Below are 13,066 nucleotides of genomic sequence, written 5' to 3'. Positions count from 1 at the left end.
TCAGGAAATTTGAACATACCGGGCAGAATATCTGGCTAACAATGCAGCGTCCAGCCCCTTAACATAAAAGGAAGTAAAGAGAGGTTAATAACGATGATTACGACCCGAACCGCCAAACAATGTGGACAGGCAGACTACGGATGGCTACAGGCCCGCTATACCTTCTCCTTTGGACACTATTTCGACCCTACACTGCTGGGCTACGCGTCGTTACGCGTACTGAACCAGGAAGTGCTGGCGCCGGGCGCCTCTTTTCAGCCTCGAACTTATCCAAAGGTGGATATTTTAAACCTGATTCTGGACGGCGAAGCGGAATACCGCGACAGCGACGGCAACCATGTACAGGCTAAAGCGGGCGAAGCGTTACTGCTCGCCGCGCAGCCGGGCATTAGCTACAGCGAACATAATCTCAGCAAAGTTAAGCCGTTAACCCGAATGCAACTGTGGCTTGACGCCTGTCCTGAACGGGAAAACACGCTGGTACAAAAAATCCCACTCCTGGCGGCGCAACAACAGCTTCTTGCCTCGCCCGACGGTGAGCAAAACAGCTTACAACTGCGCCAACAGGTCTGGGTACATCATATTACGCTGGAGAAAGGCGAATCGCTTAATTTCCAGCTTCACGGGCCGCGCGCCTATTTGCAATCGATTCACGGTACGTTCCACGCGATGACGCACAACGAAGAACGCGAGGCGTTAACCTGCGGAGATGGCGCATTTATTCGTGATGAACCTAACATTACGCTGGTTGCCGATACGCCGCTGCGCGCATTACTGGTAGATTTACCGGTGTAGCCAGCCAGAAAAGGAGTCGCAAGATGAGCAAAAAATCGGCGAAGAAACGTCAGCCCGTGGTAAAACCTGCCGTACAGGAGGCGATGAGCGCCGCTGTGCCGCTGGGCTATGAAGAGATGCTAACCGAACTGGAAGCCATCGTGGCGGACGCCGAAGCCCGGCTGGCAGAAGAAGAGGCCGCAGCCTGAAATCATGCCGGATGGCGACGCAAGCGCCCGATCCGGCTGATAACAGGTAGACCCGATAAGCGCAGCGCCATCGGGCAACACGCTGCCCCGACGACATGCCGGGGCGTTATTATTAATGCGCTTTACTGGCCATAATCTCGATGATCTGCTTGTCTGTCTGCTGCATTGAGCGACACGCCAGCGAACACAAATTCGAAATAGATTGTTCGACATTGTGCGCCACAATCCCTTCGTTTCCGGTCACCGCCGTATCATCCAACGCCATCAGTACGGCTTTCCACGCCGCCGACGCGCTGGTAGAGACTTTCATCGCGCAGCTATTCGACGCGCCATCGCAAATCATCCCGCTGACATCGCCGATCATACTGCTGATAGCCATTGCGATAGTGTCATAACGACCATCTATCAGCCACGCCATACCCGCCGCCGCGCCCATCGCCGCCGTGGTTGCCGCGCACAGAGCCGACAAACGCGGAAGCTGATGGTGAATATAGATAGCGCTCAAATGCGATAACATTAGCGCGCGCGCCAGACGCTCGTCATCGGCGCCGACATGTTCAGCAACCACCATGACTGGCACCGTGGCGGTAATCCCCTGGTTGCCGGAGCCGGAGTTGCTCATCGCGGGCAACGTGGCGCCGCCCATTCTGGCGTCTGACGCCGCGCTGGTACGGATCAAAATCGCCGTGGAGAGATCTTTCGCCAGCAGACCGCGATCGCACTGTTTGGCCAGCGTCGAACCGATATGCAGCCCCCAGGAACCACGCAGTCCCTCCTGCGACAACGCGCCGTTTAGCCTGGCCGCATCGAGAATAAAGCGAATAGCGTCAAAGGGCACCGCATTCACAAACGCCAGGATCTCTTCCAGCGAGGTATGAGACAGCACTCCCAGCGGCGAGGTTTTTTCTTCTTCCTGCGCATTATCGGCCTGGGTAAATACCACGCCCTTGTCGGTTTCTATCCGCACAATGTTTGTATGATCGCCGACGATCGTGACACATGCCCAGCTATCGCCGCTATACACTTTCGCCCGTGAAAACAGGATATCGTTACATGGCTCCTGCAACATCACTGCGACATGTCCGGCGGCCAGCATCGCTTTTGCATCGGCAACGGCTTTAGCGGAAGCGTCTTTTAACACCTCCAACCCGGCTTTCGCATCACCGCCCAACGCGCCAAGCGCCGCGGCGATCGGTAGCCCTACCATTCCCGTTCCTGGAACGGTAACGCCCATACCATTTTTCATCAGATTAGGCGAAACCCACGCGTCAATGCGTTCAACTGTGCCGTCAAGTTCAGCCGCCGCCGCCGCTGCCGCCAGCGCCAGTGAAATTGGCTCAGTACACCCCAGCGCCGGTTTTACTTCTTCCTGTACGGCCAGGATAAAACTTTGCCACAATGGATTTATTTTAGATTCAAACATAACAACAACCTTAATCTCAGGTATATCAAGAGAATGCCAGGAACGGAGAAACGCATAGCAGCAGACCGGTAATAATAATCAGGTACAACGAAGCGCCTTTATATTTGTGCAATGCGGGAACCTTGTAGACCAACCATGCCGGAATTAAACAGCCCACCATACCGAAGATAGGGCTACAAATAGAGGTGAAGCTCAGTACCGGCGCGTTGAGCACAATGGCGCTCCAGGCCAGCAAAATAGCGAAAATCATAATGCCGCGCTGTACCAGATTTTCCTTAATCTTCTCGGCGGGCATTTTGCGGCGCAGGATATTCATCACAATGCCTTGCGTCGCTTCGCGGAATCCTAAATAAACGCCAAAGAAGGCGGTCATGACGGCAAAGATGTTCAGAATTACGCTAACCACTTTGACCCAGCCAGCGCCATCGCCGCTAATAAATTGCGCGGCGATCGCCAGGGCGGAAATATTCTGCTCATAGGCTTTCACCGCTTCGTCATGCCCCATCGCCAGGGTGAAGGAAACCGCATAGAAAAATACGGTAACGAACAGGATGCCAAACGCGATATTCATGGCACGCAGCGCTTTATGGCGTGCGACCTCAATAGATTTTTCGCGTGAACGGTAAGAGATCACCATTGGGCTTAACGTCTGGATAAATAAAATCGAGGTCAGCGTAAATGGCAGGGTAATAATGGCGTTTTTAATCAGCAGGGCCATCGGCGGCAGCGCGCCAATGTTATACAGATGCCACATACCCACCATAGAGACGCCCAGCGCCGCCACTACCAGTAGCTTGGTCAGCACCATGCCGGTGGAGATTTTGAACAGTAATTTTTCACCGCGTGAGGAAATCGCCACCAGGATGCAGATCAGCACCAGACCATAAAACGGACTATCGGAAAGTAATCCTTCCGTTACGCCGAAAGTATGCAGATAAGAGGCGCTGTCGTTAGTAATCGCCGTAGAATAGACGAACATCCAGATGACGAGCATCACAAAGTACAGCGCGCCTAATAAAATACCCCAGTTTTTGCCCAGATAGCCGCTGATCACGCTGGGGTAGTCTTTACATTCCGGGGATTCCGCCAGCGTATTAATAAACAGCCGCTGGAACAGGTACATGGCCGGATAGCCAATAATAGAAGAGAGTAAAAAGACCCAAAGTCCCATCAGGCCAACCTGGACAGGAAGAAAAACGATCCCTGCGCCAATCGCCATCCCGATACTCATAATGACCCAACCGGTGTCGGTACTATCAAATTTGATGGCTTCACGCCATTCGCTTTCTGTCATCCCTGCCCGACGCGCCGGGGCTGATGCGTTGAGGATTACGCTGGTATTACTTGCCGATTCCATAAAATTCTCGCTCAATGTGTAGGTAGAGGTTTTTTTATTTTTCGTGCCGCAGCAAGGCGATATGCAGAACGTGAGGTGCAGGTACTTTCTTGTAATAAGAAAATCATACGCGCACGATAAGAGAAAAACTTACCAATAAAACGCCTGCATTTCTTGTGGGTTAAGAATTATTTTCTATTTACTATTTATTTAATATTGTTATTTTCTCTATTTGACGCGTATCACAACAAAAAAGGGCGCACTTTGGTGCGCCCTTTTCTCAGCTTCTGTCTTCTGCGTTATCCCATAGCCTGCTCACTCTGCGCCTGTCGGGCCTATCCACAAACGACTTTAATCGCCAGACCGCCGCGCGACGTCTCGCGATATTTGTCGTTCATGTCTTTACCCGTTTCGTACATGGTTTCGATCACTTTATCGAGCGAAACCCGCGGTTCAGAGGTACGGCGTAGCGCCATTCGCGCCGCATTTACCGCTTTAACGGCGTTAATCGCATTACGTTCAATACAAGGGATTTGTACCTGACCCGCCACCGGGTCACAGGTGAGGCCAAGGTTATGCTCCATCGCAATTTCCGCCGCAATACAGACCTGCGCCGGGCTGCCGCCCAGCAGTTCTGTCAGCCCCGCCGCCGCCATCGAACACGCGACGCCAACCTCGCCCTGACACCCTACTTCCGCGCCGGATATCGAGGCGTTCATCTTGTACAGCATGCCAATCGCCCCTGCCGACAACAGATAACGGGCGATAGAGTTGGCATTGACCGGACGACGGAATTTGTCGTAATAGGCCAGCACCGCAGGAATAATGCCGCACGCGCCGTTGGTCGGCGCGGTGACCACTCGCCCGCCCGCCGCGTTCTCTTCGCTCACGGCCAGGGCGAACATGTTAATCCAGTCGATGACGTTCATCGGATCGCGGGAGAGATTATCGCTGGAGACCAGCAGACGCCGTAACGCTACCGCGCGGCGTGGGACGTTCAGCGGCCCCGGCAGCACGCCCTCAGTATTCATGCCACGTTCAATTCCGGTCGCCATCACCTGCCAAATGCGGGCAAAGCCAGCGTCAATCTGCTCTTTGCTCCGCAACGCCAGTTCATTTTGCATCATCAGGCCGGAAACCGAGAGCCCCTGTCTTTCACACAGCGTCAACAGTTCGCTGGCGGAATGAAAATCATACGGCACCGACTTTTCTACGTCGTGCGACTGACCAAAACGCTCCTCTTCGACAATAAAGCCGCCGCCAATAGAGTAATACGTTTTGTGTAAAAGCGGCGTTTGCCCGTGCCAGGCGGTAATTCGCATACCGTTTTCATGGCGCGCCAGGGTTTCAGCGTGAAAGAGAATACTGTCGGCGACGGGAAAATCCACCACATGCGCGCCACCCGCCACCGATAAACGGCTGCTGCGGGCAACGTCCTGGATAAACGCCGGAATGCTATCAATATTGACATCCTGCGGCGTATTGCCTGCCAGGCCCATAATGATGGCGGTATCGGTCGCGTGGCCTTTGCCCGTCAGCGATAGCGATCCGTAAAGATCAACCGTGATGCGCGTCGTTCGCGGCAGGTCGCCGCTGCCGATCAGCCGATCGATAAAACATTTTCCTGCATTCATTGGCCCTACGGTATGGGAGCTTGAAGGTCCAATGCCAATCTTAAAAATATCAAATGCGCTAATCATATCTCCCCCTAAGATTACCGTTCAGTGAAGATCCGTCGCTGGGCGATCCACACGATCGCCCCGTTCACGTTACATCGCCTGAGTAAAGGTGCGCGAAATAACGTCCTGTTGCTGCTCACGAGTCAGCGCATTGAAGCGCACGGCATAGCCGGAAACGCGGATCGTCAGGTTCGGGTAGTTTTCCGGATGTTCAATCGCATCCAGCAACATTTCACGGTTCATGACATTGACGTTCAGATGCTGCCCGCCTTCTACTTGTGCTTCATGATGGAAATAGCCGTCCAGCAGGCCGACAAGATTGGTTTTCCGCACCGCATCTTCTTTCCCGAGCGCCGCAGGCACAATCGAGAAGGTGTACGAAATACCGTCTTTGGCGTAGGTAAACGGCAGTTTCGCCACCGACGTCAGCGAGGCTACCGCTCCTTTGCGGTCACGACCGTGCATCGGGTTCGCCCCCGGCGCGAACGGCGTTCCGGCGCGGCGTCCATCCGGCGTATTGCCGGTCTTCTGCCCGTACACGACGTTCGAGGTGATGGTCAAAATGGACTGCGTCGGCACCGCATTGCGATACGTCGGCAACACGCTAATTTTTTGCATAAAGCGTTTCACCAGGTCGCAGGCGATGCTGTCCACGCGCTCATCGTTGTTGCCGTACTGCGGATACTCGCCTTCAATAGCAAAGTCGATGGCAAGGCCGTTTTCGTCGCGGATCGGCTTCACCTGAGCGTACCTGATGGCGGACAGGGAATCCGCCGCCACCGACAGTCCGGCGATGCCGCACGCCATCGTCCGATACACATCACGGTCGTGCAGCGCCATCAGCGAAGCTTCATAGCTGTACTTATCGTGCATGTAGTGAATGATGTTCAGCGCGCTAATGTACTGCACCGCCAGCCAGTCCATAAAATGGTCGAGGCTCTCCATTACCGTGTCGTAATCCAGCACCTCATCCGTTAACGGCGCGGTTTTCGGCCCAACCTGGATTTTCAGTTTCTCATCAACGCCGCCATTGATAGCGTACAGCAACGTTTTGGCAAGGTTGGCGCGCGCGCCGAAGAACTGCATCTGCTTACCGATGACCATCGGGCTGACGCAACAAGCGATAGCATAATCGTCGCTGTTAAAGTCGGTACGCATTAAATCGTCGTTTTCATACTGCAAAGATGAGGTCACGATGGAGACCTGCGCAGCATATTTCTTGAATGCCACCGGCAACGCTTCTGACCACAGTATGGTCAGGTTCGGCTCCGGCGCTGGCCCCATCGTGTGCAGGGTATGCAGATAACGGAAGGAGTTCTTCGTCACCAGCGTGCGGCCATCGAGCCCCATCCCGCCAATAACTTCGGTGGCCCAGATCGGATCGCCGGAAAAGAGCGAATCAAATTCCGGCGTGCGCAGGAAGCGCACCATGCGGATCTTCATGATGAAATGGTCGATCAGTTCCTGCGCCTGCTGCTCTGTCAGAAGGCCCGCGTTGAAATCGCGCTCAATGTAGATATCAAGGAACGAGGCGGTTCTTCCCAGCGACATTGCACCGCCATTTTGCGATTTTACCGCCGCCAGATAAGCGAAGTAGAGCCACTGTACCGCTTCCTGCGCGTTCCGCGCCGGGCGGGAGATATCATAGCCGTATTTCGCCGCCATCTCTTGCATTTGCAGCAGCGCGCGACGGTGCTCCGCCAACTCCTCACGCAGGCGAATCGTCGCCTCAAGATTCTGTCCCCGCTCCAGATTCGACTGCAGGTCGGCGAATTGCAGCTCGCGTTCGCGCACCAGATAACGGATGCCATACAGCGCGACGCGGCGATAATCGCCAATAATGCGCCCGCGACCATAACCATCCGGCAAACCGGTTAATACGCCGGATTTACGGCAGCGCAGCATATCCGGCGAGTAAACATCGAATACGCCCTGATTATGGGTTTTCCGCAGGTCGGTAAAGGTATATTCAAAATCGGCGTCCATTTCGCGGCCATAAGCGTGGAATGAACTTTTAATCATGTTAACGCCGCCAAACGGATGCAAAGCGCGTTTAAGCGGCTTATCCGTTTGTAAACCGACGATTTTTTCCAGATCTTTTTCAATATACCCCGCATCGTGCGCGGTAATCGTCGTCGCGATGTTGGTATCGAAATCCACCGGCGCATGGGTCGCGTTCTCGATACGTATTCCCGCCATCACCTTTTCCCACAACGCCGTGGTCGCTGGCGTCGCGTCGGCGAGAAAAGATTCATCCCCCTCATAGGGCGTATAGTTATGCTGAATAAAATCACGGACATTAATTTCTTCTTTCCAGTCCGTACCTTTAAAATCACGCCATGCTTCGGCATACAGCATATCGCTGGTATCGATATGTACCTTCATGAAAAATAATCTCTCTACAGAACAGCCGTTAAGTTATGCAAATTCCACTGGTGCTTTCACGTTGCCTAAATGAATGGCATCAAGGGCAATCATTTTCTCTTCATTCGTGGGAATAACAGCGCAAATAACCTGAGAAGGGTTAGCAGAAATAATGCGCTCGCCGTGAGAATTCGGCTGCTTATTCATTTCAACGTCTAACGTAAGCCCCAGTACGCCCAAATGTTCAATTACCAACTGGCGAATTAATACTGAATTTTCACCAATACCGCCGGTAAAAAGAATGCCATCCAGCCGATGTAACGATGCCGCGTGTCCGGCAATATGACGGGCGATACGGTGGACAAATGTTTTTATCGCTAACCGGGCGCGCTCATGTCCTTCGTGCCAGGCTTTTTCCAGGACTCTAAGGTCGGATGACAACCCGGAGATGCCGAGCAAACCGGACTCTTTATTCACCACTCGCTCCAGATCGCTCAACGTCTGCCCGGTTTCTTTGGCTATCCACGCCATCGCGCCGAAATCAACGTCGCCGCTGCGAGTACCCATCATCAGCCCCTCAAGCGGCGTCATCCCCATTGAGGTATCCACGCTCTGACCATTGCGTACCGCGCAGATAGACGCCCCATTGCCCAGATGCGCGACAATCAGACCCGAGTTTTTTTCATCAAGATCGAGTAGTTCATACGCGCGCCGCGAAACATAGCGATGCGACGTACCGTGAAAGCCGTAGCGACGCACACCCAGACTGGAAAAATACTCCCACGGCAATCCGTACAAATAGGCTTCCGGCGCCAGCGTCTGGTGGAAACTGGTATCAAATACCGCCACCTGACGCACGGCCGGGAAAAGGTGCCGCGCCGCGTCAATGCCGCTTAAATTAGCGTAATTATGCAGCGGCGCTAAAGGTGATACCCGACGAATATTATCGATAATCTCATCGGTAATAATGACGGACTGCGTAAATAGCTCTCCACCGTGCGCGATACGGTGACCAATTAATGCCACGCTATCCGTTAAATCACGTTTTTCCAGCTCAAAGGCAATGGCTTTTAACGCGTCCTCATAATTAGAGTGCGCGAGGTTTATCGGCTTATCGCCATTAATAGATAAAAAGGCGTTTTCAGTATTCATTCCATCTGCTATTCCCGCCATTAAAACATCACAGGTAGCGACATCCAGTACAGAGAATTTGATAGAAGATGATCCGCAATTAATGACCAGAACGACCGGAAATTCATTCATGTAGTGCCTCCGTCGATGTCAGCCTGCGTCCACGCCCTGGGGCGGAACGCAGGCTAAACGTGAGGATTAGAACAATTTGTAGACAATATTCAGGATGGTCAGCAGACCAATCAGGGTGACGAACACGTTATCCAGACGACCACGGTACTTCGCCAGCGACGGCGCTTTACGAATGGCGTACATCGGCAGCAGGCATAACAGCGAGGCGATAATCGGCGCGCCCATCGCTTCAATCAGGTCCAGAATGTTGGGGTTTGCGTAAGCTACGACCCAGGTAGACCCCATAATGAAGATCATGCTGATGGTATTAAGCTTGCCCATAGAGACTTTGGTTTTATCGCCTTTATAACCAAATTTCAGCACCAGGCCGTTCAGCCCTTCCAGCGTCCCCAGGTAGTGGCCGAAGAAAGATTTGAAAATAGCAACCAGCGCGATGATAGACGCGCCATACTCCAGCACCGTTGCAAAAGTGGATTTTGTCCCCGACAAAGAGGCGAAATGGTTGGCCAGGTAGGAAAGTACCGGAATATTCTGCGCTTTCGCATCCGCCATGTTCTGCGGGGAGAGCGTAAACAGGCAGCTAAAGGCGAAGAACATCACCACGGCGACCATCAGCATACTGGCGCGCGAGATGATCTGTGAACATTTACGCTCGGTAAATTCGCGGCCAAACTCTTTCTCATACTCTTCACGCTTAGACACCACGAAGGAAGAGACGATGGGCGAAAAGTTAAAGGAGAACACCATGATAGAGATGCCCAGCCACACCGTAACCAGTATGCCATCGTGCCCGGTCAGCGCGATATTACTGAGATCAACCTGATCGATAACCGCCGAGTTCCAGTAAGGAATCAGTGATAATGAGATTAGCACCAGGCTGGCGATAAATGGCCATACCAGGTAACTCATCACCTTAACCATCAGATCTTTACCAAACCAGATCACAAAGGCCATCAGCAGCAGCAAGAACAGCGCCACGAAACCGCGATTCAACGCTGGCATCTGCAACTGGTTTTCCCAAAACGTCATGAACGTGTTAGTGATGGTGACGCCATAAATCCACAGCAGCGGACAAATCGCAAAGAAGTAAAGGAACGTGATAACTACCCCGCCCGTTTTACCAAAGTGCTCTTCGACCGTTTCCGTAATATTGCCGGACGGATTAGACCCGGATAAACACAGACGCGCCAGCGCCCGGTGACAATAGAACGCAATGGGATAAGCTAAAACCAGCATCAGCAGAATGGGGATAAGCCCGCCAAACCCGGCGCGGATAGGGAAAAACAGCACCCCGGCGCCGATGGCGGTACCAAATAAACCCAGCGTCCACGTCGTGTCCGATTTACGCCATGACGACTGTTTTGCCTGGCTGGATACAATGCTATCAGTAGTACTCATATCCTATCCTCACGAAAAGATTAAGCGTCAACTAAACCCGTAATTTGTGATACACGAGAAAGATCGATATTGCCGCCAGAAATAATACTGACCGTTTTTCTGTTCTGAATATGGCTATCTAATTTCCCGCTTAATAGTGCGGCGCAGGCCAGAGCGCCAGCGCCTTCAGTAATAACCTTATTGCGCTGAATTAAAGCGATCATGCTGTTACGAATTTCATCTTCGCTAACCAGAACAATGTCATCGACTAATTCACGAACAATTTCATAGGTTAAATTACCCGGGCGGGAGACATCACAACCATCCGCCAGGGTGCCGGTCGTTCGGTGCGTGGTTATTTCGCCAGCGTAATAAGACGCCGCCATACCGTGAACATTTTCGGCCTGTACGCCGATAACTTTAATAGTCGGGTTAATCGATTTAATCGCAATGGCAATACCTGCAATTAAACCGCCGCCGCCAATAGGCACGATGACATTATCGACATCGTACAGATCTTCCATAATTTCCAGACCAATAGTACCCTGTCCGGCAATAACTTTTGGATCGTCGTAAGGCGGAATAAAAATGCGGCCTTCGATTTCGACAATTTCACTCACCTTAGCAATGGTGTCATTGAAGTTGTCACCGTGGAGCACCACTTCCGCCGAATAATCACAGGTGGCCGCCACTTTTGACTTTGGCGCGCCCTTCGGCATCACGACTTTGCCGTCAATACCCAGCATTGCGCAAGAAAGAGAAACGCCCTGTGCATGATTACCTGCGGAACAGGCCACGACGCCTTTACGTTTTTCCGCCTCCGTTAACGAGCTAAGTTTGTTAAAAGCGCCACGAATTTTAAATGAACCCGTACGCTGCATATTTTCAAACTTGAGAAATATTTCGCCTTTGCAACGTTCACTAAAATAGTTAGAGCGAGGCATTCCCGTTTTATATATCTTCCCCGCCAGTCTTTTTTTCGCTTCGAGGATATCTTCAATTGCAACCGGGAGATCGTATATAATATGCATTATAACCTCTTAACCTGGGTATTAAAAATAAGTTACCGTTGCCCACTGTTCAAAAGAAACAGGTGACGTCAATTTCGCTAAATATGTTTATTCCATATCATTCAATTTCTATTAACTGCCTGCGTCTGCATCCATTATATGATGAATATTGTTTAGCCAATTCTACTAATACTGAAGCGGCTTTTTTGATACGATAATTTTTAGACCATACCGCCGCATAACGTGCGACGGGTAATGTGTCTTTGATTGGTATCGTGATAAATTGATTAGAGCCAAAAGGCGTGGTCATATCGCAGGGAATAACAGTTAAGAAATCAGCATTGAGAACAAGATTATATATTGTGACAACGGAATCTGTTTTAACAATGTTTTCGATGCTGATGCCATTTCGTTGTAGAGTGGTGAGTAATTCGCTGTAGTAGCCCATATTCGTTTGCGGCAACACCCACTGTTCGTCTTTTAACGATTCCAGTGTGATGGTGCCGGTGCATGTTCGGGACTTGCTGGCTACCAGGACAAACTCTGATTCAAACAGCGGCTCGACATGCAGATCCTGTAGTTGCATTTCATTACTGAGCGTACCGATAGCAAAGTCCAGCCGCCCGTCGCGCAGGGCCGGCAGGAATGAAGAGAGCTGGGCTTCGTACATGGATACCTGCGCTTTTGGAAAGACCTCTTTGAACTTATGAATCATATCGGACATGAAGGTAAAGCCAATCAGCGAAGGAAAGCCAAACGAGACGTCGACAACGGTATTGCACGTCATACTGTTCATCTCGTTGATCATGTTTTTCATTTCGCGGGTGATAGATTCAGACCAGGAAAGCAGTACCTGTCCCGCTTCGGTCAACGTAACGCCGGTATTTTTGCGTACAATTAGCTCAACGCCAAAATAGGCCTCAACATCGCTAATGATTTTACTGACGGCGGGTTGGGTTAACCCTAACGATTTTGCGGCAGAACCGATAGAACCACTTCTAATGACTTCCTGAAAGACCACCAAATGCTGTGTTTTAGGGAGAACAAGAGTATTCATATCTACCGCTCTGAAATAACATTGTGAACGGCAGGAAGTGTAGCAAATTAAATCTTAAAGGTTATGTGCGACCACTCACAAATTAACTTACCACAATTTTTACATGGTCTTTATTAAATAAAGAAAACCAATTAATTCAATGAGTTACAAAAACAAAACAGCAACTTAGCCTGATTTCAATCAAAAAATAGGGTCGGGATAACGATATATTATGGCGATAACCAGCCTATTTTATCTCCTATTTTCGACATCCCATGAAGACGATATTTCAATCAATTACGGGACATTTTATCGGCAATTCCAGCGTTAAATTTAAAGCGTAATTTCTCAAATTTAAGTATAAACCGAAGGTAAATGCGCTTAAAAACCGTTACGCGTCACATTTTTTTACCTTATTTGTTTGTAAAGAAACATTTAATAAAATTTTAACCAAAATATTTCATACATTTAATTTTCATTTACAACAAATAATTTACACCGCTTTCTTGCTGTTTTTCAGAATGTAATTTTGCGAAAGAAATCGATTGCTTTTCACTTCAACTAAAAAGAGCGCAATCCATAGCGTTTTGTGTTT

10 protein-coding genes are annotated in these 13,066 nt (G+C 50.9%); 2 read left to right on the top strand and 8 right to left on the bottom strand.

Annotated features, from left to right (window positions below; genetic code table 11):
* Nucleotides 1-93: 93 nt before the first annotated feature.
* Both ACLJPQ_RS18495 and ACLJPQ_RS18490 read left to right on the top strand, forming a co-directional pair.
* A complete protein-coding gene (locus ACLJPQ_RS18495) occupies nt 94-795 on the top strand; it encodes a pirin family protein (RefSeq protein WP_000633554.1) in 702 nt (233 codons plus the stop codon).
* Between the two features lie 23 nt (nt 796-818).
* Nucleotides 819-983 carry a hypothetical protein gene (locus ACLJPQ_RS18490; RefSeq protein ID WP_000039324.1) on the top strand — a complete coding sequence of 55 codons (165 nt, stop codon included), beginning with the start codon at nt 819-821 and terminating at the stop codon, nt 981-983.
* A gap of 112 nt (nt 984-1,095) precedes the next feature.
* On the opposite strand, the gene ACLJPQ_RS18485 is transcribed toward ACLJPQ_RS18490, so the two are convergent.
* The 8 genes from ACLJPQ_RS18485 to tdcA form a co-directional block, all read right to left on the bottom strand.
* The gene (locus ACLJPQ_RS18485) at nt 1,096-2,406 is read right to left on the bottom strand and encodes a serine dehydratase subunit alpha family protein (RefSeq protein WP_000463071.1); all 1,311 of its coding nucleotides are present in this window, start codon (nt 2,404-2,406) and stop codon (nt 1,096-1,098) included.
* 25 nt (nt 2,407-2,431) lie between these two features.
* Nucleotides 2,432-3,763: an amino acid permease gene (locus tag ACLJPQ_RS18480; protein ID WP_080185018.1), complete on the bottom strand. Its 1,332-nt coding sequence runs from the start codon at nt 3,761-3,763 to the stop codon at nt 2,432-2,434.
* Between the two features lie 314 nt (nt 3,764-4,077).
* Entirely contained in the window at nt 4,078-5,442 is a 1,365-nt protein-coding gene (gene tdcG, locus ACLJPQ_RS18475) for an L-serine ammonia-lyase (protein WP_080185019.1), read from the bottom strand.
* A 69-nt stretch (nt 5,443-5,511) separates the two neighbouring features.
* Entirely contained in the window at nt 5,512-7,806 is a 2,295-nt protein-coding gene (pflB, locus tag ACLJPQ_RS18470; protein ID WP_080185020.1) for a formate C-acetyltransferase, read from the bottom strand.
* Nucleotides 7,807-7,839: 33 nt separating this feature from the next.
* Nucleotides 7,840-9,048, bottom strand: coding sequence for a propionate kinase (tdcD, locus tag ACLJPQ_RS18465; RefSeq protein WP_001001856.1), 1,209 nt, complete (start codon nt 9,046-9,048; stop codon nt 7,840-7,842).
* A 66-nt stretch (nt 9,049-9,114) separates the two neighbouring features.
* On the bottom strand, nt 9,115-10,446 hold the full coding sequence (gene tdcC, locus ACLJPQ_RS18460) for a threonine/serine transporter TdcC (protein WP_000108129.1): 1,332 nt from the start codon (nt 10,444-10,446) through the stop codon (nt 9,115-9,117).
* Nucleotides 10,447-10,466: 20 nt separating this feature from the next.
* Nucleotides 10,467-11,456 carry a bifunctional threonine ammonia-lyase/L-serine ammonia-lyase TdcB gene (gene tdcB / locus ACLJPQ_RS18455; RefSeq protein WP_080185021.1) on the bottom strand — a complete coding sequence of 330 codons (990 nt, stop codon included), beginning with the start codon at nt 11,454-11,456 and terminating at the stop codon, nt 10,467-10,469.
* 97 nt (nt 11,457-11,553) lie between these two features.
* Nucleotides 11,554-12,492 (bottom strand): transcriptional regulator TdcA, encoded by a 939-nt coding sequence (gene tdcA, locus ACLJPQ_RS18450; protein WP_001094907.1) that lies wholly within the window; start codon nt 12,490-12,492, stop codon nt 11,554-11,556.
* Nucleotides 12,493-13,066: the final 574 nt, after the last annotated feature.

Origin of the sequence: Salmonella sp. SAL04213 (assembly GCF_046550535.1) — a bacterium.
In the GTDB taxonomy this organism is placed as follows: Bacteria; Pseudomonadota; Gammaproteobacteria; order Enterobacterales; family Enterobacteriaceae; genus Salmonella; species Salmonella enterica.
The sequence above is the reverse complement of the archived record's forward strand: the minus strand, read 5'-3'. Positions and strand labels throughout refer to the sequence as shown.

What these genes read in the sequence shown, in the direction of transcription:
- ACLJPQ_RS18495 (WP_000633554.1), top strand. Translation starts at nt 94, where the DNA reads ATGATTACGACCCGAACCGCCAAACAATGTGGACAGGCAGACTACGGA.
- ACLJPQ_RS18490 (WP_000039324.1), top strand. Translation starts at nt 819, where the DNA reads ATGAGCAAAAAATCGGCGAAGAAACGTCAGCCCGTGGTAAAACCTGCC.
- ACLJPQ_RS18485 (WP_000463071.1), bottom strand. Translation starts at nt 2,406, where the DNA reads ATGTTTGAATCTAAAATAAATCCATTGTGGCAAAGTTTTATCCTGGCC.
- ACLJPQ_RS18480 (WP_080185018.1), bottom strand. Translation starts at nt 3,763, where the DNA reads ATGGAATCGGCAAGTAATACCAGCGTAATCCTCAACGCATCAGCCCCG.
- tdcG (WP_080185019.1), bottom strand. Translation starts at nt 5,442, where the DNA reads ATGATTAGCGCATTTGATATTTTTAAGATTGGCATTGGACCTTCAAGC.
- pflB (WP_080185020.1), bottom strand. Translation starts at nt 7,806, where the DNA reads ATGAAGGTACATATCGATACCAGCGATATGCTGTATGCCGAAGCATGG.
- tdcD (WP_001001856.1), bottom strand. Translation starts at nt 9,048, where the DNA reads ATGAATGAATTTCCGGTCGTTCTGGTCATTAATTGCGGATCATCTTCT.
- tdcC (WP_000108129.1), bottom strand. Translation starts at nt 10,446, where the DNA reads ATGAGTACTACTGATAGCATTGTATCCAGCCAGGCAAAACAGTCGTCA.
- tdcB (WP_080185021.1), bottom strand. Translation starts at nt 11,456, where the DNA reads ATGCATATTATATACGATCTCCCGGTTGCAATTGAAGATATCCTCGAA.
- tdcA (WP_001094907.1), bottom strand. Translation starts at nt 12,492, where the DNA reads ATGAATACTCTTGTTCTCCCTAAAACACAGCATTTGGTGGTCTTTCAG.